General features: G+C 47.9%; 15 protein-coding genes. 7 read left to right on the forward strand and 8 right to left on the reverse strand.

The genetic code is table 11. The features are described from left to right. Positions 1-32: 32 nt before the first annotated feature. Positions 33-125 (forward strand): T9SS type A sorting domain-containing protein, encoded by a 93-nt coding sequence (locus AC06MN_RS07585; protein WP_475671786.1) that lies wholly within the window; start codon positions 33-35, stop codon positions 123-125. A 509-nt stretch (positions 126-634) separates the two neighbouring features. On the opposite strand, the gene AC06MN_RS07590 is transcribed toward AC06MN_RS07585, so the two are convergent. Continuing rightward, entirely contained in the window at positions 635-1,423 is a 789-nt protein-coding gene (locus tag AC06MN_RS07590; RefSeq protein WP_475671756.1) for a hypothetical protein, read from the reverse strand. 34 nt (positions 1,424-1,457) lie between these two features. Next, positions 1,458-1,589 (reverse strand): hypothetical protein, encoded by a 132-nt coding sequence (locus tag AC06MN_RS07595; RefSeq protein WP_475671757.1) that lies wholly within the window; start codon positions 1,587-1,589, stop codon positions 1,458-1,460. A gap of 206 nt (positions 1,590-1,795) precedes the next feature. Between AC06MN_RS07595 and ung the strand changes: the two genes are divergently transcribed. The 4 genes from ung (at position 1,796) to AC06MN_RS07615 (ending at position 3,809) form a co-directional block, all read left to right on the forward strand. Next, entirely contained in the window at positions 1,796-2,476 is a 681-nt protein-coding gene (gene ung, locus AC06MN_RS07600) for a uracil-DNA glycosylase (RefSeq protein ID WP_475671758.1), read from the forward strand. Positions 2,477-2,694: 218 nt separating this feature from the next. Beyond that, the gene (locus AC06MN_RS07605; protein WP_475671759.1) at positions 2,695-3,288 is read left to right on the forward strand and encodes a non-canonical purine NTP diphosphatase; all 594 of its coding nucleotides are present in this window, start codon (positions 2,695-2,697) and stop codon (positions 3,286-3,288) included. A 24-nt stretch (positions 3,289-3,312) separates the two neighbouring features. Then, positions 3,313-3,507, forward strand: coding sequence for a hypothetical protein (locus AC06MN_RS07610; protein ID WP_475671760.1), 195 nt, complete (start codon positions 3,313-3,315; stop codon positions 3,505-3,507). Then, a complete protein-coding gene (locus AC06MN_RS07615) occupies positions 3,495-3,809 on the forward strand; it encodes a virulence protein (protein WP_475671761.1) in 315 nt (104 codons plus the stop codon). The genes AC06MN_RS07610 and AC06MN_RS07615 overlap by 13 nt, the downstream gene beginning before the upstream one ends. Positions 3,810-3,906: 97 nt before the next feature. Here AC06MN_RS07615 and alaS read toward each other — a convergent pair whose 3' ends face one another. Next, entirely contained in the window at positions 3,907-6,516 is a 2,610-nt protein-coding gene (gene alaS / locus AC06MN_RS07620) for an alanine--tRNA ligase (protein WP_475671762.1), read from the reverse strand. 71 nt (positions 6,517-6,587) lie between these two features. On the opposite strand from alaS, the gene AC06MN_RS07625 reads away from it, so the two are divergent. Both AC06MN_RS07625 and AC06MN_RS07630 read left to right on the forward strand, forming a co-directional pair. Next, the gene (locus AC06MN_RS07625) at positions 6,588-7,559 is read left to right on the forward strand and encodes a M23 family metallopeptidase (RefSeq protein WP_475671763.1); all 972 of its coding nucleotides are present in this window, start codon (positions 6,588-6,590) and stop codon (positions 7,557-7,559) included. A 2-nt stretch (positions 7,560-7,561) separates the two neighbouring features. Further along, positions 7,562-7,924 (forward strand): MerR family transcriptional regulator, encoded by a 363-nt coding sequence (locus AC06MN_RS07630; RefSeq protein WP_475671764.1) that lies wholly within the window; start codon positions 7,562-7,564, stop codon positions 7,922-7,924. A gap of 31 nt (positions 7,925-7,955) precedes the next feature. On the opposite strand, the gene AC06MN_RS07635 is transcribed toward AC06MN_RS07630, so the two are convergent. The 5 genes from AC06MN_RS07635 to AC06MN_RS07655 form a co-directional block, all read right to left on the reverse strand. Continuing rightward, positions 7,956-11,534, reverse strand: a complete 3,579-nt coding sequence (locus AC06MN_RS07635; RefSeq protein ID WP_475671765.1) for a C25 family cysteine peptidase — start codon at positions 11,532-11,534, stop codon at positions 7,956-7,958. A gap of 30 nt (positions 11,535-11,564) precedes the next feature. After that, a complete protein-coding gene (locus AC06MN_RS07640; RefSeq protein ID WP_475671766.1) occupies positions 11,565-13,142 on the reverse strand; it encodes an AAA family ATPase in 1,578 nt (525 codons plus the stop codon). A 131-nt stretch (positions 13,143-13,273) separates the two neighbouring features. Further along, positions 13,274-16,747, reverse strand: coding sequence for a C25 family cysteine peptidase (locus AC06MN_RS07645; protein WP_475671767.1), 3,474 nt, complete (start codon positions 16,745-16,747; stop codon positions 13,274-13,276). Between the two features lie 65 nt (positions 16,748-16,812). After that, on the reverse strand, positions 16,813-20,259 hold the full coding sequence (locus AC06MN_RS07650; protein ID WP_475671768.1) for a C25 family cysteine peptidase: 3,447 nt from the start codon (positions 20,257-20,259) through the stop codon (positions 16,813-16,815). 61 nt (positions 20,260-20,320) lie between these two features. Further along, on the reverse strand, positions 20,321-23,806 hold the full coding sequence (locus AC06MN_RS07655; protein ID WP_475671769.1) for a C25 family cysteine peptidase: 3,486 nt from the start codon (positions 23,804-23,806) through the stop codon (positions 20,321-20,323). Positions 23,807-23,879: the final 73 nt, after the last annotated feature.

The raw sequence follows: 23,879 nt of genomic DNA on the forward strand, positions 1-23,879 counted from the left end.
ATGATGCTGAAATCGATGGTGATGAATACCATATCAACATGGCCCAGTTCAACGCTGGCGTGTACATGGTCCGCATCGCTACTGAAAACGGCGTTAGCACACAGCGCGTTACTGTCGTTAAATAAATGAAATGATTTGGGACACGTGTAGAGACGTGACATGTCGCGTCTCTACCGCCCCAAACCAAATCATATACGGCAAAACGAAACGGAAGGGCGACCCTGAATAAGGGCCGCCCTTCTTGTTTTTTTCAAACACGAATTACCATCAAATTCCACGAATTATTCATTAATTATTCTTGCTTCCGACGTTCCTCGTTTTCTGGCCATTCACACCGCGAAGGCCGTCACTCCCGCGAAGGCGGGAGTCTCCTTCGCTTATCGGAACGTTCAAAAGAGGAGACCCGAACCGAAACCATTCCACAAAACATGCCTTTTGGTCGGATTTTTTGGAACGTAAAGACGCACGGCCGTGCGTCTCTACATGCCAACAGGTTGTGATAAGTAGGTGAGCAAAGTTAGTTTACATAAAAGGCACAATGCTTCGACCCTTCGACAAGCTCATGGAGCAAGGCTCAGTAAGCTTATTGTCCGCTCATTGAGCCTGTCGAAATGAGTGAATTAATTCCGACCACTTACTTATTAAACCGTGATCCCCAATTGTAGGAAAGGAAGAACGTGAGGAAAAAACGCCTGTCGCGTTGTGAGTCGATGATGGAAACGCCCATTGGATAGCATTCTGCCACTACACCGAAATTGATGGCTTGATACCGGGTGCGTGATGTGCCGATGTCGAAACTGAGTCCGCCTTTCACATGGATTCCGGGAGAAAGGCGTATTTCGTTGAATCCTTTGGTTATAGGAGCTTTCCCCACAATGTCAAGCCATTGGCTTTGATCGTCGAAAGTCCTTTCCTCGATGACTTCACTGTATTCGATGTTGGGATTGCCTTTGTAGACCAGAACATAGTAATAATAAGGCTTTTGCAAAGCCAACGACACGCCGCCTTCGTAAATCCACCGCAATTCGATGCCGCCCCAGTATGGTTTCCCGTAAATGCGTTTTTCTTGGCCGTAGCCGAAACGGAATCCAAACACGGTGTTTAGTTTGCCGTAAACGAATGGACGTGCCAATGTGCTTGCATAGCCCGAAAGCAGCCTGACTTCTTTCAGTGAATTGAGCGTAAAAAACTCTGTCTCCCAATTACTTGTTGTATAGATGTTCTTGATTTTTCCAATCTTGAACCCCAAACCGAAGCCTTGCGAATGAATGCCTATGTTGAAGGAATTCTGATGATTGTAAATGAGTTTCTCCTCTATGGGAGTGTCGTTTTGCGAATCAATGGCAATCTCCTGGCCATGCAATAAAATAGGGCACGCTGCCAGCAGCGCGAACAATAAAACTCTAAAAACCGGTTTTTTCATGGCATTATCGTTTTAGTGCCTCCGGCGAGCCTGATCAGTAGCGAGTCTCTTTTTGATATTTTTGAGATTCTCCGTAGGCAGGGCAGCCTGAATTCGATCTGCAAGCTGTCATAAGAATACCCGATACAAATGCTACTAATAAAGCTATGGCTATTTTTTTCTTCATGGAATTGAAATTTGATTTGCAAATTAACGACTTTTTATCGGAATTATTTCCATCTTTGCAGATTATTTTATCGGATAATTTGACAAATGGATGCTTTTGCGTTTTGAAATGTTCTTGGCATGATGGCTTGAAATGCTTTTGCTTTTTGAAACAAGAACTGAAAAAATAAAATGAATTGAGTTTATATATCACTAAATCAATATATTATGGAAATTCGAAAACCTGACATAGACGAAAGTTGGTACAAAGTGTTGCGTGAACAATTCGAAGCACCTTATTTCGCCGATTTGAAGTCGTTTCTGGTCGAGGAAAAACAGCATTATGCCGTTTATCCTCCCGGAAGACTGATTTTCAATGCTTTTAACCTGACGCCTTTCGATAAGGTGAAGGTCGTCATTTTGGGACAAGACCCTTATCATGGTCCGGGGCAGGCGCATGGACTTTCTTTCTCAGTGCCCGATGGCGTGCAGTTTCCGCCGAGTCTGCTGAACATTTTCAAGGAACTGAACAATGATTTGGGCATTCCGATGGCACATTCGGGGAATTTGGAAAAGTGGGCGAGGGAAGGTGTGCTGCTCCTGAACGCGTCTTTGACTGTCCGAGCCGGACAAGCGGCCTCACATTCGCGTCATGGCTGGGAGACTTTCACTGATGCTGCTATTCGTGCCTTGTCGGAAGAACGTGAGCATCTCGTGTTTATCCTTTGGGGAAATTATGCCATTGCAAAACGTGCATTGATAGACCCATTCAAGCATTTGATTCTTACTTCCGTGCATCCTTCGCCACTCTCGGCAAGCCGTGGTTTCTTTGGTTGCCACCATTTTTCGAAGACGAATAATTATTTGATAGAACATAACATAGAACCTATTGATTGGAAATTGGATTGATTTTTGGGCTGTCAGTTGTCGGTTATCAGTTGTCAGTAACTGAAAACCGTGAACCGATAACTGAAAGCCATTGATTCTTTAATTCGTCATTTCGACAAGCTCAATGAGCGGTGTGAATCTTTGAATCTTTAAATTTTTGAATCTTAAATCTTTAAATCTTAAATCTTTAAATCTTAAATCTTTAAATCTTTGAAATTAAATCTTTAAATTACTCCCTTATGCGCGAAATCGTATTTGCAACAAACAATAAGAACAAGCTGGCAGAAATGCGTCAGATAATGGATGGCCTTTACCATGTCATGAGCCTTGAGGAATTGGGCTGCCATGAAGAAATCATCGAAGATGCCGACACAATTCAAGGCAATGCCAAAATCAAGGCGGATTATATCACGAATAACTATCATGTGGATTGTTTCGCTGATGACACTGGCCTTGAAGTGGAAGCCTTGAATGGCGCTCCCGGCGTGTATTCGGCGCGTTATGCGGGCGAGCATTGCAGTTATCAGGACAATGTGAAAAAAATGTTGAATGCCATGAAAGGCTGCGAAAACCGAAAGGCTGCATTCCGCACGGTGATTGCCTTGAACCTGAATGGCGAGACTTATTATTTTGAAGGCCGTTGCGATGGCCAAATCACCAGGGAACAACGCGGTTCGGAAGGCTTCGGCTACGACCCGATTTTCCAGCCTGATGGCTTCGACAAGACTTTTGCCGAATTGGGTAGCGAAGTCAAGAATAGCATCAGTCATCGTGGACGGGCAACACGGAAATTGATTGAGTTTTTAAAAACACATGTTATTTCGGAAAAATGATTACTTTTGCAAAAAATATTAGAGATGAAATTAGGTCAGCAAATTAGAATTAGTCCTTATTTGACTCATTTGAGCAAGTGGATAGTTGGAGAAATCATTGAGATTGAAGATAATCCGTTTAGAGGAACGGTCGTGGCTGCAAAAGATGATCTTGGACGTATCTTTTGGGGCGAGGTAGATTATTTTGAACCCGTAAACGAAGAGTTATGTTTGCAATAGCATTCGATCTGGTGGTTGCCGAGTTGAACAAAAACTATGGAGAACCGTACAATAATGCTTATTATGAGATAAAGCAAGTGCTGGCTGAATACGATTTTGTCAACTTGCAGGGAAGTGTTTATTTAACCACGAATCCAAGTCTTGCAAATCTTTATAATGCTATACAGGCCTTGAGTAGCATAGATTGGTTCAGGGATTCAGTCCGTGACATTCGGGGTTTTAAAGTCGAAGATTGGTCTGATTTTACGGAATCGGTGAAACATCCTGAAAGAAATATTCCAAAACAAAGGAGAAGGAAGTGATTTGCCAATCGGATTTAAATCAGAAAAGCCGTGACTGCTCACGGCTTTTCTATTTGTAGAGACGCGATTTGTCGCGTCTCAATTCATAAAGGTGGAATTATATTTTCTCTCGAATCATCTGCATGGCTTTCGGCAGTCCGTCGGCATTGCGGCCACCTGCCACGCACAAGGTCTTCTGACCGCCACCACCGCCTTGGATTTCCTTGGCGACTTCGCGGATTGTTTTTGTAGCATCCAAGCCTTTGGCATCGGCAAAGGCTTCTGGTAACAGCAGGCACAGCGAAGGCTTGCCTTCGTTGATGGAACCGAGAATGGCAATGGTGTTCTCGTTCATTTGCTTCAGTATCAGGGCAATGTTGCGGAGCTGGTCGCCGGTGCAGTTCAGCGTGTCGATAATCAGTTTGCAGCCTTCGTAGTCGGTGGCTTTCGCCATCAGTTTTTCGGCCATGTTTTGAGCCTTTTCCTGCATCAGGTGTTCCACTTCTTTCTTCAAGGCTTGGTTCTGTTCGGCCAGCGATTCGACGGCTTTCACCACATCGTTGCCTTTCACGATTTCCTTGATGCGTCCCAATTGGTCGAGGTTATCATTCAGATATTGCTCGACGGCTTCGCCCGTGATGGCTTCGATACGGCGCACACCGGCAGCAATGGCGCTTTCAGCAACGGTTTTGAATGTGCCGATATTGCCCGTGGCCGAGGTGTGTGTGCCGCCGCAAAGTTCCATGGAGTAGTTCTTGTCAAACATCACGACGCGGACTTTGTCGCCGTATTTTTCACCGAATAATGCAGTTGCGCCCAAGGCTTTGGCTTCGTCAACCGGAATGTCAACGAGGGTCTCGTTTTTGATGTTTTCCCTGATTTTGCGGTTGACAATGTCTTCCACCTGACGGATTTCTTCAGGTGTCATCTTGGCAAAGTGACTGAAATCGAAGCGCAGACGCTGGTCATCGACCAAAGAGCCTTTTTGTTCGACGTGTGTGCCGAGGACTTGACGCAATGCAGCGTGCATTAAGTGCGTGGCACTGTGGTTGTTGGCAATGCGTTGGCGACGTTCTGTGTCAATTGTTGCCGTGAATTCCATTTCAGGATTCTGAGGCAGTTGCTCAGTGATATGAATAGCCAGATTGTTTTCCTTGATGGTGTTCAAGATCTTTATGGTCTCGTTTTCGGAAACCAAAACACCAGTGTCGCCGACTTGTCCGCCCATTTCGGCATAGAAAGGCGTGCGGTCGAGGACGATTTCGAAATGAGTCTTCTTCTTTTCCGTCACTTCGCGGAAACGGAGAATGTTGCAAGTAGCCGAAGTCTCGGTGTAACCGATGAATTGCGTTGGTTGTTCGGTTTCTTTCACCACGACCCAGTCGCCATTGGCTTTTTCGGCGGCCTTGCGTGAACGGTTCTTTTGTTCGTCGAGGTTGGCCTTGAAGCCTTCCATGTCGACTTCCAGACCTTTTTCCTGAGCCATGAGGTTGGTGAGGTCGATAGGGAATCCGTAGGTGTCGAACAACTCAAATGCAAATTTGCCGTCGATGTTTTGACCTTTGTTTTGTTCGCAATAGCCTTCAAAACGCTTGATGCCTTGTGCCAAAGTGCGGAGGAAAGAGGCTTCTTCTTCGCGGATGACCTTGGTGACAAGTTCCTGCTGTGTCTTGATTTCCGGGAAGTTATGCTCCATTTGGCCGACAAGGATAGGCAGAAGTTTGTAAACGAAAGGCTCGTCGAAGTTAAGGAAAGTGAAGCCGTAACGCACGGCACGGCGCAACACGCGGCGGATGACATAACCGGCGCCGTTGTTGGACGGCAGTTGTCCATCGGCGATGGCGAAGTTGACGGCACGCAAGTGGTCGGCGATGACACGCATGGCGACATCAATCTTCTCTTCCTTGCCGTAAGCGAAACCTGACATCTTAGCCAGTTCCTGAATGAGCGGCTGGAAAATGTCGGTGTCGTAGTTCGAGGTCTTGCCTTGCAGCACGCGGACCAGACGCTCGAAGCCCATGCCGGTATCGACATGTTTTGCTGGCAGTTCCACGAGCTGGCCGTTAGCCAAACGGTTGTATTGCATAAACACAAGGTTCCAGATTTCAATCACTTGCGGGTCGTCCATGTTGACGAGGTCGCGGCCAGGAACCTGAGCGCGGGCGGCATCGTCGCGGAGGTCGACGTGGATTTCGGAGCAAGGACCGCAAGGACCGGTTTCGCCCATTTCCCAGAAGTTATCGTGCTTGTTGCCGTAGATGATGCGGCTTTCATCGACATGTTCAAGCCAGTAGTTATAGGCTTCCATATCAGGGCCTTGGCCGTCTTTTTCATCGCCGCCAAAAACGGTGACATACAATTTGTCTTTGTCAATTTTCACGATTTCGGTCAGGTATTCCCAAGCGTAGGCAATGGCTTCCTTTTTGAAATAGTCGCCAAACGACCAGTTGCCGAGCATCTCGAACATGGTGTGGTGATAGGTGTCGTGGCCAACTTCTTCCAAATCATTATGTTTGCCTGAAACGCGAAGGCATTTCTGCGTATCGCTGGCACGCTTGAATTTGGCAGGTTGGTTGCCCAAAAAGATGTCCTTAAACTGGTTCATGCCAGCATTGGTGAACATCAGGGTTGGGTCGTTTTTCACTACGATAGGTGACGAAGGAACAATGGTATGTTCCTTGGAACGGAAAAATTCCAAAAAGCTGTTTCTGATTTCAAATGCGTTCATTTATGTAGGTATTATTATTTGTCATTAAAAAAGCGTGCAAATTTAGGTTAATTTTTTCTATTTTTGCACGCATGAAACGCCAGAAATACATATTCAATCATAAGACATTGAGTTTTGAGAAGTACAAATTGCCTGCAAAGGCAGTCATTGGGCGTGTTCTTTTGGCAGTGTTAATGTTTGGTGGCTTCGCTTTTCTGTTTGCGTTCCTTTTGTATACGTTCTTCAGTTCGCCGAAGGAAAAAATGCAGGCACGCGAATTGGAATACATGAAGCTGCAATACGAAATCCTGAACGACAAACTCAACAACATGGAGACTTTGCTGGCCGATATGGAAGACCGCGACGATAACGTGTATCGTGTTGTGCTTGAGGCAGAACCGATTCCGCGCTCGGTGCGTCGCGCAGGTTATGGCGGTCCTCATCGCTACGACCACCTTTATGGATATTCCAATTCCGATATTGTGGCGAGTGCCTCAAAAAAACTTGATATTATCGCAAGCCGCATGTTTGCCCAGTCGGAGTCGTATGACGAGGTTTTCGAAATGGCACGCAACAAGTCGGAAATGTTGAGCAGCATTCCGGCCATTATGCCCATGAAAACCAAGGACTTGAAGTATATTTCCTCATATTTTGGCTATCGTCCCGACCCGATTGACAACGTGGTCAAGTTTCACAGTGGCATCGATTTTTCTGCCAATGAAGGTGTCAGCGTTTATGCTTCGGGCAATGGCAAAGTCGTTGAAGTGGAAACGACGCGATGGGGCTATGGAAAAATGATAACTATCGATCATGGTTATGGCTACAAGACGCGATACGCGCATTTGAAGAATTTTGCAGTGCGTAAGGGACAGAAAGTGACGCGCGGACAAGTGATTGGCCGTGTGGGAAAAACAGGCAAGTCGACAGGCTCGCACCTGCATTACGAAGTGCTAAAAAATGATGCCCCAATTGACCCGATGCACTTCTTTTTCAACGACTTGACGCCTGACCAATACGAAAAGATTCTGGAACGGTCGACGATTCCGACAAAAACAATGGACTAATTATGGAAGAGAACAAATCAGGAAAATATTATTACAGCATCGGTGAAGTGGCCGATATGTTTGGTGTCAACACCTCGATGATTCGTTATTGGGAGAAGGAATTTGATGTGTTGCGTCCGCGCAAGAACAAGAAAGGCAACCGCCTTTTTACGGAACGCGATGTGCGCTATGTGCATGTCATTTACCATCTTACGAAGGTGAAAGGCTATACTTTGGCAGGTGCAAAACAAGCCTTGAAAGACAAATTCAGCGATTACGAAGAGCGCATGATTTTGCTTGAGACCCTTGACAAAACGCGCAATTTTCTCTTGTCGTTGGATAAAAGCCTTGCTGAAAAACAGAAGGAACTGAAACAACAGCTGTAATCGGATTTGCGATTTAGTTTTTCATTTCATTTTATTCCACCAAAATCTTCTTCACCGTTGTCTGTTTGCCTGAAACGAGACGGATGAAATAAAGCCCTTTGGTAAGGCCGTCAATTTCAATCTGCTGGCCGCCGATGGCACTTCCTGAATCAATCAGTTGTCCTAATCTGTTGAAAATGGCGTAGTTGAACGAAGCGCAGTTTGTCTTGACATTCAGCACTCCATGTGTCGGATTCGGATAAATGCTGAATTTGATTTCCATGTCATCGACGCAAAGCACCCCGACTTCAACGACAGCGTAACTCGGTTCGGAATAATGGCCTTGGTTGTCGGTGGCAATGACGCTGTAGGTATAAATGCCGTCGGCTAAGGTCTCGGTGAATTGAGTGTTGCTTTGACGCGTTATTTCGAATCCGTTGCGCTCAATGATATAGGTGTAGTTTGATGAAAGGGCGTCCCATGACAAGGAGACCGTGTTGCAGTTGACGGCAGTCATGAGGTTCTCAACGGGTGGCATGTTGTAAATGACCGAGGTGGGCGGGAATTGTATGTCGTCAACCCAAGCGCAGTCTTCGCCTTGTGCCGAGGAAGCGTCTTTCGAATAGACCCAGCGCAAGAGGTGAGTGCCGGCGGAAATAGGGAAGATGGCTTTTTTCCATTCATGGTCTTGATAACCTGACCACGCGCCCATTTCGGTATTGTCGATGTAGAAAAGCAGTTTGTCGCAGTTGGTTTCTGATGATGTCTTTTTCCAGAAACTGATTTCGCCTTCGTTGGCAACTTGCAGCGTCAGAATCATGTCGGATGTGTGGTTGTTGGTTGTGGCACCCGAACGTGCGGCGTAGCTCCCACTATGGACTTCATCACTGACGATTGTCCAAGCGTTGCCGCTGAACATCCAGTTGTATTTTTCAAAATCGCCGGTTTCAAAGTCTTCCTTGTCTGCACCAATGATGATTAAGGTGCTGCCATTCAGTGAATAAAGTCCTGTTGAAGCAACGAAATCAATTTCGTAGGCGGTGCCGTTGGTAGCGTTTCCACTAATGCTGAATGGCATTTCGATAGTGGCGAGGCCATTGGCCGGAATACTTGAAAAACTATAGGATGTGTGGTTGAAAACAATGTCGCTGGTGCTGCTGAAAGGAATCAAAACGCCATTTGGTGATGTGCTGCTGCCTTCATTTTTGATTTTGATGATTAAAGTTCCGTTTTGCCCAGGCGTGTTGCTGCCTGTGGTGGCGGCATCAGCCAAAGCCAATGATGGTGCGTGAAGAACGGCATTGAAACTGCTCGTCCACGAACCTTGCGCACAGGAACAGACCAAGGTGAAAGTGGCTGTCGTTTCGTCAATTATGTTGTTGGCGGTTTGCAGAGTGAACAAATTGTTGATGGCAAAATGTTCGCCGACGGCAAGTGTTGCAACGTGTGCCACACTGTCGATGACTTCCACGAAATCGGAATTTGAATATAATGTAACCGTGATGTCGCTTGCGTTTTCAACGCCAGCGTTTTTGATGGTGATGTTGAGTCCAGTGGTTTCATCAAAGTCGATTTGTCCGTTTTCATCGTTGACGGAATAAGTGTCGAGCATGACGAATGGTCCTTCCAATGGCACGATTTCCATGTCGTGCATGTAAGTCACTTTGTTGTAACCGATGATGGTCAATGTGGCTGTGCCGACGTTTTGCAATGAGTTGAAATTGAGTTCCGCAGCACCGTTTTGAATGTAGCTTGAGGCAAGCACTTCGCCATCGATGCTAAGCGTTGCAATGCCGAAATCGATATCAGCGGTGAGGTTGAGTTTGTCCAAACCGATCATCAGCACGTCGGGTGTGCAGGTCACGTTCATTTCGGTTGGATTGGTGGTGCGCAACAGCAGCGATGGGTCGCCGAAGAGCAGCCAAGTGTCGTGCGTGATGCCGTAGTCGCTGGGTGCGGCATCAAGGATGTACTCGTTGCCGTTGAGCATGGTTCCGCCCATGGTGTGGTTGTAAAGGTCGGCATCGCGCCATTCGGTGAGGATGGCGTTCATTTCGTCTTGGCCGTATTGCGGGGGTGCCCACGATTGATTGATGCAGGAGAAAATGCCGCCGATGGCACCGGTTGGTGCGCCCGTGGTGTTGTCTTTGGCACGCATCCAGGTCTCGGCAAAGCAAGGCTGATAATAGTTGAATTTACCATTCAGGCAAGCCACGGAAATGATGAAAGGCCATTTGTAATCGTTGGTCAGGTTATTGACACGGCTGTTGTTGTAACTGCAAACAAACCAACTGGTTTCGGAGCCGTGATTGCAGTAATTGCAGATGCCGACACCAGCGTTGAAATCCTGGTCTAATTGGGTGGCGGTCGGGTTGTTGTAACGGTCGTAGCGTTGCGAAATCTCGGTGTAGGTGTAGTGCATCAGGGTGTCGCGGATGAAATCAATGTGCTGCCAATCCAATTCTCCGTGGTGGCCCATGCCTTGACCGTCGGTTGAGCCGATGCCTACGCCTTTGTCCAGCCAATCCAAACCTGCCGGAATATCGCGCTCGTAATAAATCACTTTGTTGACATGGTTTTCGACATCGGCAACGCTTTCGACTGAAAATCTGCCCACAAACACCTCAATATAGTGGTCGTTGCCTTCCAGTTGGCCGAACCAGCTGTCTGTGTATCCCGTTGAAATCGGGGATGGCGTAATGTCGTTGTAATCGCCGACAAGCAGCACAAATTCGAGGTTGTCGTTCTGATATTTGTTTCTGATATAGGACTTTATGTTTTCGGCATTGTTGCCGCCAGCCTCGGTCACGCTGACCATTTCGGTTGGCCTGCCGGAAATGTTTTTCCATTCGACGAAAGGCTGCATGGCTTCCTGGTATTGCTCAGGACAAATGACCAGCATGGTGCCGCGGTCTTCAATGAAAGTGTATTTTTCGCCTGTCTTTCCGAAATTGATGAAGCGTCTTTGATAGTAATGCTGTATTTCGGCATCACTTTTTATGCTGTTTGATTTTCTTTCAATCTTCTGATTTTCACCATTATCGCTCACTTTTTCCATGACGATGGTCATTTTTGTGAAGACGCGCAAGATTTTTGTGATTGGATTATAGGCAAAAGGCGTGACCAAAATGTTTTGTCCACGGAAATCGCGGCTGATGTAGGGTGCATCGAGTATGGCGGTTTTTTCAGGATAGAAAGCATTTTGCTGATAGACTTCACCGTAGGTGTAAGGCACATCTTCAGGATTGACTTGACGGCTGAGGTTGCCTTTTGATGGAGCAATCTCAATATTTTCAAAATCAGTGTATTCGCAATTGGAAACCGAAACCTTCATCTCGGCTTTGTCGCCAATGATGACGGGAATAGGGTAGTGCGGCAAATCGGGGCAACCTGCTTCAAGGCGTGAAACCATTTCGGGCACTGAAACGATGTTTTGGACACCTTGCGGCGTTGCAACGTTTGTCGTGTGAAATCCGTCTAATTTGAATTGTATAATGATTTGCTTTTCACTGCTTGAAATCAATTCCGTTTTCGGGGCTGTGGCTTTTCCGCTGCCTGTATTGTGCCATTCTTGTGCAATGCAATTGATTGTCAATAAGATGGCTATGAGTGTTATAATGTGCTTTCTCATTTTTGCTAATGGTTTTTTTTGTTTTGGGTATTACTCAATTACACAATCTTCAATTCTGCATTGGTGCTCCTTGGTGTCGGGGTCGTAGTTTATTCCCACAAAAAGCAAATCGCCACGGTAGTGTTCCAAAAGGTCATCGTATTTCTTTTCCTTAATCTGATTAATGGCCGATTCGGCTGACTTGTTGTTTTTCAGCTCGATAATCATGGCAGGAATGTTCGGAACGTAAGGAATCAAAGCTAAATCTGCGTAACCCTTTCCCGTCGGCAGTTCCTTGATGACGGTGTATTTGAGGTTGGCGTAGAAATAGGCTAATCCGATGGCACTTTGGAATAAGGCTTCGTTGTTGTAAGTCAGCGGATTGGTGGCGCGGATGTGAGCCTCTGTCAAAGCTTCGGCTACAGCTTTTTCGTCCTTGTTAATCGTGGCTTCGAGAAGCCGTTTGGAGTCTTCCACAATCTTGATTATGGGTTTGTATTCTTGTTCGTATTGCACGGAAATTTTCCACTGCTTGCGGATTTCCTCATTCGGTATATAACAGAGCTGTGTTTCCCTGTCGTAGGCCAGATAGCCTAAATGTATCAGATAGGTGAATACATCGTCCTTTGAACGGAAATCCGTCATCGTGTTCAGATACGACTCCACTTCAACATGCACTTTCCCGCCGCCAATCATAGTGACGATATCGTCTTTCATGCCGTTGAAATTCATAAGGATGTAGAGCTTCAAGGCCTCGTAAGAACCTGTTTGTGTCCAGTAGCTGCCAAATTCATGGTTCATCATGGCACTCACCACCGAACGGGGACTGAAAACCTCCTTCACGGTCTTTAAATCATAGCCGTCATACCAGCGTTTACATTCTTCGTAGTCCATGCCGTATTGTTCACAAAGGCCTTTTGTCTCCTCAGCCGTGAAACCCACGAATTCGGCAAGATTCATTGGATTTGTCATTGAATACTCGTTGAAAAGATTGAGTTTCGATTGGATTTTGTCGCGGACAATAGGCAGAATGCCAGTTAGATAGGCAAGTGAAATGGCAGGGCTTAGTATCGAATTCTTGAAAAGTGAGTTAAGGAATCTAAGATATTCGTTAAATAGAGTGTCGGGCACTTTTTCGCGAACAAGAACATCGTATTCATCGATGATGATGACGAAAGACTCTCCTGTTTCTGAATATGTTTTCAGCAAGGCGCTGGCAAGTGAATCGTTGAGTGAAAACTGAAGTCCGAATTGTTTTTCCAGTTCCTTTTTCACAGATTCACTCATAGCGTCAATCAATAGTGAAGGATCTTTTAGCATCATGTATTCGGCATTCAAATCCAACTTAATCACATTCAGTTTGTTGAGATAGGTCTTGTAGCTTTCATCTTGTGCGATTTTCAAATCCTTGAAAAGCTCCCTTGAATCGCAACCCTTTGAATAATAGGCTGCAATCATGTTGCCCGCCATGCTTTTCCCAAAGCGGCGAGGACGGGAAACACACACGAATTTTTCTCTTGAATTGACAAGAGTGTTTAGATTCGCAATTATCATCGACTTATCAATGAAAACCTTTGCATTGCGGTCTTGCCGAAGCATTTCGTTGTTTGGATTTAAATATATGCCCATGACTTTCAAGTTTTTGAAACTGCAAAAATAGAAAAAGATGAAGAAAAAAGGAAGAAGGGACATGGAAAAAGATGATAAAACCAGAAAAGCCCGCCCGAAGGCAGGCTTTTCATTCAGTATGGAAAAACGTGTTATTCAACCACAATCTTTTCAACGCTGGTCTTTGAACCTGCGGTGAGGCGGATGAAGTAGATGCCCTTAGCCATGCCGCTGACGCTGATTTGCTGTGCGCCTTGAGCTGTTCCGTTGGCAACCTGCTGTCCCATGCCGTTATACATCACATAGCTGTATTTGGCATCGCCACCATTAATATTTAAGGTGTTGTTGACAGGGTTAGGATAGATGCTGAACTCGGCTTCGTTTTCATCGACATCCAAATCTACGGTAACCAAAATGTTTTCCGGCAGTGATTCTCCGTTGGAATAAATGGCCGTAACGCTGTAGTTGGTTTGCTCGTAAGGAATTTCATCGGTGAAGCTGGTGTCTTCGGTTTCGGCTATGACAATACCGCAGCGAGCAATGCGATATCTCTGGGAGGCAAAATTGCCATGCCATGTCAAAGTGACATTGGTGCCTTCAACAGAAGCTGCAAGATCTGTGACAGGGCTGAAAGGGTCGTTGGCCGAACCGGCGCAGTCAACGTCAAATTCATAGTTCTGCTGGTTGTCTTCCTGATGGATGATGCCTCCATTTTCATATTTGATGGTATATGAACATTCGTATGGCCATGTGTCTGGATGGAAATAGACGTTGACGTGAACGCCCTTGCCAATAGTGCGTACAAATGTCGCGGTGTAACCATTGACGATTGTCATGTATTCAGCTGGTGTTCCGTCGCTGTAGGTCACATGGAGTTTGTTGCCGTTCCAACCATCTCCGTATTGGTCGTAGAGGATGAATTCAACATTGCAGGCGTTCCTCACAGTGCAAGTGCCTCTGTCAAGGACATTGTTGTCGGATTCCATAATGAATGAGAATGGAAGCGGTTCAGTATCAGGGAAGTTGGGCTGGGTAGTCGCTGTGAAAACACCTGTTACTTCGCCTCCGACCTCAACGGTGCCTAAATCCACTTGAGCGTCTGCAATAAACGCATGTATGCTTTCCGAATAGGCCCATAAGCTGGCATTCGTTGCCTTGTAATGACCGACATTCTTGAATGTGGGAGCCAAAGTTATATTTGCGCCGGGAATGTATCCTTGTGGGTAAGAGCATCCAATTAATTCGAATGCGGCTTCACCGGCAGTGAAGGTGATTTCCCCATGCCAGGCCTTATCGCCACAGGTCATCTTGACTTTGACGGTCCATGCTTCGCTATCTTCAGCGTACTCCCAGGTTTTGACAGAGAATGCATTTTCGAGGGTGATGGTCTCGTTGGGCTGTATGACGCCCAAAGTGGCTGTGCTGTCGATGACTTCAAAAAAGTTCCAGCCACCATCTTGGAAGGAAAGGGTGATTTGGGTTTCGCCTTCCGTTGGATTGTAGCCAATATTCTTGAAACTTATGCTCACAGGGGTTAACTGATTGACACGAACGATTTCCGGTGTGTAGCCGACTACCTTAAGGAAAGGGCTTTCGGCAGGAGCGATTTCAACTTCCGCTTGGTAGGTCACCTTGTTGAAGCCGATGATGAGGAGTTCGGCGGTGCCGGTATGGGTCAATGGGTCGAAATGCATGACTCCGTTGCCGTCAATGATTTCTTGCGTAGCGATTATTTCTCCATCCATTGAGAGAATGGCGAGGGCGTAATTCTGATAAAAGTACCAATCGTCATCTTCAGTAATCGTGATTTCAAGTTCGTCCATGCCAATCATCGGTGAGCTTGGGTATAATGTCACGTTCATATCCTGAGGTATGGTGGTGCGGATCATCAGCGACGGATCACCGAACATAATCCAAGTGTTGTGGACTTCGCCATTGTCTTCAGGGCATGCATCGAGGATGTATTCATTACCATTGTGGAAACAGCTTCCCATGGTGTGGTTGAAGTGGTCCGATTCTCTGTATTCGCAGAGGATGTTATTCATCTCGTCCTGACCATATTGTGCAACATTCCATGACTGAAACAGCCATGGGAACATGCCGCCGATGGCACCGGTTGGAGCATTTGTGGTGCTGTTCGTGGCACGCATCCAGGTTTCGGCGAAGCAAGGCTCACCATAGCTAAAATTGCCGCTATAGTTGGAAACGGTGATAATCATAGGCCACATGTAGTCGTTGGTCAATGCGTTGACGCGTGCGTTGTTGAAGTCGCAAATGCCCCATCCGGTTTCAGAGCCCTTAGGGTTGCAGTAGTTGCAGATGCTGGCACCGTTGTTGAAGTCATTGGAGATGTCGTCAGCTGTCGGGTTGTCGTAATGCTCGTAGCGTTGTGAAACATTCCAGTAGGTGTAGTGCATGAGTGTATCGCGGATGTACTCGATGTGGCGCCAGTCGGATTCGCCGTAATGGCCGGTACCTTGGCCGTCGGTCGAGCCGATGCCAACACCATTTTCTAACCATTCCAAACCTGCAGGCATGTCGCGCTCGTAATAAAGCACCTTGTTGACGTGGGTTTCGACGTCAGCAACACTTTCAACCGAGAAACGGCCTACGAAAGCTTCAATGTAGTAGTCGTCGCCTTCCAATTGGCCAAACCAGTTGTCGGAATAATAATTGTAATCTATCATGTGAGGGGTAATGTCGTCGTAATCGCCAACGAGCAGGACAAACACAAGGTCCCTGTCATCATAATAGTTACGGATGTAAGCCTTGATGTTGTTGTCGTAGTTGCCACCGGCTTCATCAAGGCTGACCATTGTGGTGGGACGTCCCGACTTGTTTTTCCAATCAACGAATGGCTGCATGGCTTCCATATACTGTTCAGGGCAGATGACGAGCATTTCGCCTTGGTCTTCGATGAAAGAATACTTGGCTGTCTGCATCCCGAAGTTGATGAAACGGCGGTTGTAGGTGTTCTTCATTTCAGGATTGACCTTGATGGTGTTCGACTTGCGGGCGAGTTTCGGGTTATCGCCGTTGTCGCTCAGCTTGGTCATGGTGATGGTCATGCTGGTGAACACGCGTAAGGTCTTTGTCACAGGGTTGTAGGCGAAAGGCGTAACCATGATGTTCTGGCCACGGAAATCGCGGATGATGTAAGGAGCTTCCAAGTGAGCCTGCCCGGTTGGATAGAAAGCGTCCTGGCTGTACATTTCACCGAAGGTGTAAGGCACTTCGTCAGGGTTGACGTCACCTTTGATGATGCCTTTTGAAGGAGCGACTTCAATGTTGAAATCGGTGAATTGTGCATTGGATACCTTGACGCCCATTTCGGCCATGTCGCCGATGAGCACAGGGATAGGGAAGTGCGGCAGGTCGGGTTCTCCGGCAATCAGCGTGGAAGCCATCTTCGGAACGGAAATGATGTTTTGGGTTCCGTTAGGGGTCTCAACTCTTATGGTGTTGAAGCCTCCCAATGAGAAGTTGACAACAATCTGTTCCTCGCTGCTCGAAATCAGCTTGACTTGCGGCTGGACAGGCTTGTCGCTGCTCAGTGCAGTCCATTTTTGTCCGAATGTCACGAATGACATTACGGCAAGAATGAGTGTTAAGAAAGTTTTTTTCATTGTAAGATTAGTTTATAAAAAAACGGGAGACGACATGCGCCGTCTCCCGAATCGGTTATCATTCCTTATTCAACCACAACCTTTTCAACGCTGGTCTTTGAACCTGCGGTGAGGCGGATGAAGTAGATGCCCTTGGCCATGCCGCTGACGCTGATTTGCTGTGCGCCTTGTGCGGTGCCGTTGGCAACCTGCTGACCCATGCCGTTATACATCACATAGCTGTATTCGGCATTGCCACCATTAATATATAAGGTGTTGTTGACAGGGTTAGGATAGATGCTGAATTCGGCTTCGCTTTCTTCAACGCCGAGGTCGATGACAACCAAAACGCTTTCAGGCAGTGATTCGCCTTCGTCGTAAACGGCTGTAACACCATAGTTGTTTGTCATTTCAGCATCGACTTCGTCTTGGTATGTCGTTTCAGCGATTTCTTCAGCAATCATAATGCCGTTGCGATAGATGTTGTAGCTGATGGCATTTTCAGGAGCATCCCAAGTGAGGGTGACGACGTTGCCTTCAAGGTTTGCAACGAGGTTTTCGACAGGATTGAGGTCTTCGCCGATAGGGCCGCCGGCGCAGTTGACGTCAAATTCGTAGTCGTCTTGCTGACCATTGTGGATGATTGTGCCGTCTTCGTATTTGATGACGTATGAACATTCTTCTGACCAACTCCAACTTCCGCCGTCAATGAAAGTCACGTTGACGTGAACGCCATTGCCGATTTCTCGTTCAAATGTTACGGTAGAACCGCTGTTGAGTGTCATTTCTTCGTCTGGAGTTCCGTCGCTGTAGCGGACGCGGAGCTTGTTGCCGCTCCAGCCGTCGCCGTAGCTGTCGTTAAGGACGAAGAGTACCTTGCAGGCATTCTTCAAGGTGCCGGTGCCTTCAGCTGAAAGTTCGCCGTCGGCGGTCATATTGAATGTGAATGGAAGCTGCTCTGTTTCAGGGCAAGCAGCATCAACGGTGACATTGAAAACGCAGGTAGCAGTGCCGTCTGGTTCGATGGTGCCGACTTCAACGCTTTCATTTTCAAATGTCACGTATTCGCTTGTTGAAGCAATTGTGGCGAAAGCTGTGGTAGCCATGTAGTGACCGACATTCTTGAATGTGGCAGCCAAAGTGACGGTTTCGCCAGGAACAAAACCGGCAGGAGCAAAGAACTGACCGAATTCGAGAATGGCTTGAGCGGCAGTGATGATGGCTTTGCCGTTCCACACTTCGTTGCCACAAGTCATAGTGACATCGATGGTGAATCTGGTGCCGTCTTCAACGCCTTCGGCAACGATGAATGAGAAAGCGTTTTCGAGGTCGACGATTTCATTGCCTTGCATGACATCCAAAGTGGCCGTGCCGTTGATGATTTGCATACGTTCGTCATCGCAGGTGAGGACGACATCGGTGTTGCCTGTGGTCGGGTCGCTGCCGACATTCTTGAAGCTCATGCTCAGGCTGGTTTCATGATTGACAGCTGCGAAGGTTGGCATGTAGCTGCTAACGGTAACGAATGCGCCATCAGCAGGAATGATTTCGATTTCCTCATTGTAAGTCACCTTGTTGTAGCCGAGAATGACGAGGTTGGCATTGCCGACATTGGTCAATGGGGCAAAGGTAAGTGTTCCATTGCCACCAACGATTTTTGTCGAAGCAAGCACTTCACCATCCATTGAGAGGGTGGCAATAGCATAATCAGCGTCAACAGTGATGTCGAGTTCGCTCATGCCAATCAGCAGGGTGCTTGGGCTTAATGTCACATTCATTTCGGTCGGGTTGGTGGTGCGGACCATCATTGACGGATCGCCGAACAGAATCCAAGTGTTGTGCGTGTCGCCTTGGTCTTCAGGGCTTGCATCGAGGATGTATTCGTCGCCATTGAGGAAACAGCCGCCCATGGTGTGATTGTACAAATCGGCGCTGTGCCATTCGGTAAGGATGTCGATCATTTCGTCTTGACCGTATTGTGGAGGAATCCAAGGCTGTGAAATCCATGAGAACATACCGCCAACGGCACCAGTAGGAATGCTTTCGTCTTGATTGTTGGTAGCGCGGAGCCATGTCTCACCGAAGCAAGGCTGGTTGTGGTTGAACTTGCCGTTCAGACATGCTACTGAAATGACCATAGGCCACATGTAGTCGTTGGTCAAGGCATTGACGTGGCTGTTGCTGTAGTTGGCTACGCCCCAGCTTGTTTCCGAACCGTGGTTGCAGTAGTTGATGATGCTGACACCGTCGTTGACAGCGGCACTGATTGAGTTTGCACTGGCACCGGCACCTTGGTGAAGGTCGGTTACGTTTGTGTAGGTGTAGTGAAGCAGGGTGTCGCGGATGAGGTCGATGTGCTGGTAGTCGTCTTCGCCGAAGTGACCATAACCGGCGCCAATGGCACCGATGCCCAAGCCGTGATCGGCCCAAGTGACACTACTTGGCATGTCGCGCTCGTAGTAAAGCACCTTGTTGACGTGGGTTTCCACATCGTGGACGCTTTCAACCGAGAAACGGCCAACGAAGGCTTCAAGATAGTAGTCGTTGCCTTCAAGCATGGCAAACCAGTTGTCGGAACGGCCACCGTTCATGTTGTGAGGGGTGATGTCGGCGTAATCGCCAACGAAAAGGATGAATTCAAGATTCTTGTTTTCATAAAGATCCTGAATAAAAGCTTTGATGTTGTTTTCGTTGTTGCCACCGGCATCAGCGACGCTCACCATTGTGGTAGGACGGCCTGAGATGTTCTTCCAGTCTACGAATGGCTGCATGGCTTCCATGTACTGTTCAGGGCAAATGACGAGCATTTCGCCTTGGTCTTCGGTGAAAGTGTATTTGGCTGTCTGCATACCGAAGTTGATGAAACGGCGGCTGTAGGCATTCTTCATTTCAGGAGAGACCTTGATGGCGTTTGACTTGCGGGCGAGTTTCGGGTTTTCGCCGTTGTCGCTCAGCTTGGTCATGGTGATGGTCATGCTGGTGAATACACGCAAGGTTTTTGTCACAGGGTTGTAGGCGAAAGGCGTAACCATGATGTTCTGGCCACGGAAGTCGCGGATGATGTAAGGAGCTTCCAAGTAAGCCTGTTCGGCTGGATAGAAAGCGTTCTGACTGTACATTTCACCGTAGATGTAGGCGACGGTTTCAGGGTCAATCTGACGGCTGATGTTGCCTTTTGAAGGAGCGACTTCAATGTTGAAATCGGTGAATTGTGCATCAGTAACCTTGACACCCATTTCGGCCATGTCGCCGATGAGTGTAGGGATTGGGAAGTGCGGCAGGTCGGGTGCTCCGGCAATCAGCGTAGGAGCCATCTTCGGAACGGAAATGATGTTCTGGGTTCCATTAGGGGTTTCAACTCTTGTGGTGTTGAAGCCTCCCAATGAGAAGTTGACAACAATCTGTTCCTCGCTGCTCGAAATCAGTTTGACTTGCGGCTGGGCGGGCGTATTGCTGCTCAGTGCAGTCCATCTTTGTCCGAATGTCACGAATGACATTGCGGCAAGCATGAGAGTTAGGAAAGTTTTTTTCATTGTATAAACATTAAAAGAAAGGGAGGCAGTGTTTGCCGCCTCCCGAATCGGTTATTATTCGTTATTCAACCACAACCTTTTCAACGCTGGTCTTCGAACCTGCGGTGAGGCGGATGAAGTAGATGCCCTTGGCCATGCCGCTGACGTTGATTTGCTGTGCGCCTTGAGCGGTGCCGTTAGCAACCTGCTGACCCATGCCGTTGAACATCACATAGCTGTATTCGGCATTGCCGCCGTTGATGTAAAGCATGTTGTTGACAGGGTTAGGATAGATGCTGAATTCAGCTTCGTTTTCGTTGACATTCAGGTCGATGGTGACCATGATGGTTTCAGGAGCTGAAACACCGTCAGCATAGACAGCTGTAACGCTGTAGGTGTAGGTGAGTTCGCCAGGAATTTCATCAGTGAAGGTGGTTTCTGTTGTTTCACCGATGTTGATGCCATTACGAGCGATTGTATAGTTGGTAGCACCTTGTGGAGCAGTCCAGGTCAGGGTGACGTTGAGGCCTTCAACAGAAGCGTTGAGGTTGCTGACAGGGTTAAGTTCGCTGCTTGGACCTGAACCGGCGCAGTTGACGTCGAAGTCGCAGTTGCCGTGTCCGCCTTGGTAGATGATGGTGCCATCTTCATACTTGACGCTGTAGGAACATTCGGAGTCATATTGGCCGGAAACGAAAGTCACGGTGACATGAACGCCGTTGCCGATTTCGCGGGTATAGGTCTCGTTGTAGCCGCTGCTGACGGTCATGTCTTCGTCAGGTGTGTCGTCGCTGTAAACCACATGGAGTTTGGCATAATTCCAGCCATCACCCCAACTGTCGGCAAGTTCGAAGATGACAAAGCAAGCATTCTTCAAAACGCCAGTGCCTTCAGCTGTAAGACCACCGTCGGCAACCATGCTGAAGGTGAGAGGCAGTTGTTCGGTTTCAGGACAGTTGGCAGCCACATTGACATGGAACACGGCGGTAGCTGTGCCTGCTGGGTCGATTGTGCCGAGTTCTGTTGTAGGAACATCAATGGTGACATATTGGCTTGTCGAAGCAATCGAAGCGATAGCATTGGTAGCCATATAGTGACCGGTATTCTTAAAGTTGACAGAAACTGTAACATCTTCGCCAGGAACAAAACCGCCTGGATAGTTGTAATCAACGAAGTTCAAAACGGCTTCACCAGCAGTGATGGTCACTTTGCCTTCCCATGTGTTGGAACCGCAGGTAGCGGTGGTGTTGATGCGGAAGCTGGTGCCATCGGCAACGCCTTGGGCAATCTGATAACGGAAGCCAGTCAGTTCGGCAGTAGCTTCAGGAGCGAGAACGCCGAATGTAGCGGTGCCGTTGGTGATGGTGACGTTAGGATCGTCGCAGCTCAAGGTAACGGTCGTTGTGCCGGTTGTTGGGTCAGCACCGACGTTTTTGAAGGTGATGGCGAGGTTGCTTTCGTCACCGACGTGAGCATTGGCTGGAGTGTATTCTGCAACTGAAATGTAAGCGCCTTCCAAAGCGGCTGCCGGGATTTCTTCGACTGAAGGGATGAAACGAGGGCTGGTCACGCAGAGGATGCATTCGCCGCCAGAGGTGATAGGCTCGATTTCGAGTTCGAGTGTGCCGGTTTCACCAACCATGCCTGCGCCGTGGAGAACGCCATCCTTTGAGAGGGCAACGTATGAACCAGGTTCAGCACTGACTTCGTAAGTGCTCATGCCAATCGGAACGATGGCCATGTGTGAGATGTTGTTTTCGGTAGGTTGAACGCGGAAAGGCATGATGGAACCATCGCCGAGGGCGTGGTAGGCCTGCCAGCAGTAAAGGGTGCTGCAGTGCAAGGTGTTGCCGTTGGCATCAGCAGCATTGCTGGCCAAGTTGCCGATGAATGGGATAGCTGAAACGGTGTTGTAAGCGTTATCATCCCAAATGGCATCGTAGCAACCCATAGTGGTTTCTTCGTAGGTTGGCATGGTACCGTCGGCACGGCTTGTAGCACCAACTGCGAAGTAATAGTCGTTGAGCCAGTAGGTTGAAGGGCATGAACCGATGTAAGCGTAAGCGGCTTTCTTTTCGGCGCGGATCATGGCTTCACCGAAGCAAGCACCAGAGATACCCCAGTCGGCAGCTTCGCAGCAGTTACCCATGGCGAGGAAGTACTTGTGTTCGTTGGTCAAGTTGTTGACATCGCTGACGGTGAATTGTGGGCCAGCCCAGCTGGTGTTTGAACCGTGAGCGGTATAATTAGCGAAACCAACGCCGGTGTTCAGGTGGCTGTAGCAGCCGCTCCACTGGCCATGGCTGTATTCGTAAACGTTTTCAAAACCATGATCGGTGTTGTAGTAGTAGTTCGAAGCATACCAAATGGCAGGACGGCCTACGGTGATACCCCAACCATTGTCATCACCGGCGATGAGCAACACGTTGTTGAGGTAGCTTGGGTCTGGCATGGTGTACTGTTCGTATTCAAGAGACTTTTCGAGGACGGCTTCCAATTGAGCGACGGTCTCGACAGGCATACGGCTGTGGAACATTTCCGGGAATTCGTCGCCATCGGTGCTCATGTAGTAAAGGTCGGTCACACAGTGGGTCTCGCTACCGGTGGCACTGGCTGCAACTTGGTTCTTGTCGCCAATGATGACGAGGAAGGTAGGTGCTGTTTCAGCATATTTCTGCTGAATGAACGACTTGATGGCGGAGGCTGAAGTGCCGATTTCATCGGTGTAGTTCACATCCATGTAGAAACCTTTGATGGTCTTCCAAGCAACCCAATCTTCGATGGTCTTGTCGAATGTGCGCTCGGTGATGACCAGCATCTTGGCAGGTGACTGCCAGAGGTCTGGGTGCTGGTCGTAAATGTCATCGCGCCAGTTGAACATCTGACGGTAGATGTTGGCGAAGTATGGGCTGAAGGTTCTTTCGAATTCGCTGTAGGCAGCGGTTTCGTCGTAACGGCCATAGCTCACTTCAACTTCGATGTCGTTGTAAACCTTAATGGTGTTGTTGACAACATCGTAAGCCACAGGGTTGATGCTCAATGAACCGACCTGGATGCCACGCAAGGTGCCAAGGGTTCTGAAGTCAGCGATAGGAAGTTCCTGATAGCCACGGGTCTGGTAAGCCTTTTCGTCGTAGGCGAAAGGAATGTCTTCAGGCTTCTGGTCCTTGCGGAGGGCTGGCTGCTGAGGAACGAGGGTCTTGATGCCGTAGTCGGCAAGGTTGTAAACGGTTGTCGTGTAACTCTTCACTTCAACGGTGACATCGGTAGCGCCAAAAGGAATGGCAATCAGCTTGTTGGCTGCTGGCAATGAAGGTGTTCCGATGGAACCGCTTTGATAGGTGTTGTCCATCAAAATGCTTGAGAATTCGCCTTTGACGGTGTTGACGTTGATTGATTCAATGCTGCCGAATGAGAAGGTGGCAGAGAATCCTTGCTTGTCGTTGTTGACACAGGTTTGTGCCGACTTGGCTCCGTTCAAGTCGATGCGGCCTTGGGCCTTGGCTTGTGAGCCGAACAGCATTCCTACAGAGAGGATGACTGTCAAGATAAAGCTAACTTTTTTCATTGATTAAACGTTTAATGATTATTGTGTTTGTTTTGATATAATTTGCGATTGCTCTATAAAGTCCGCAAAGATA

The organism is Candidatus Limimorpha sp. (genome assembly GCF_056203535.1).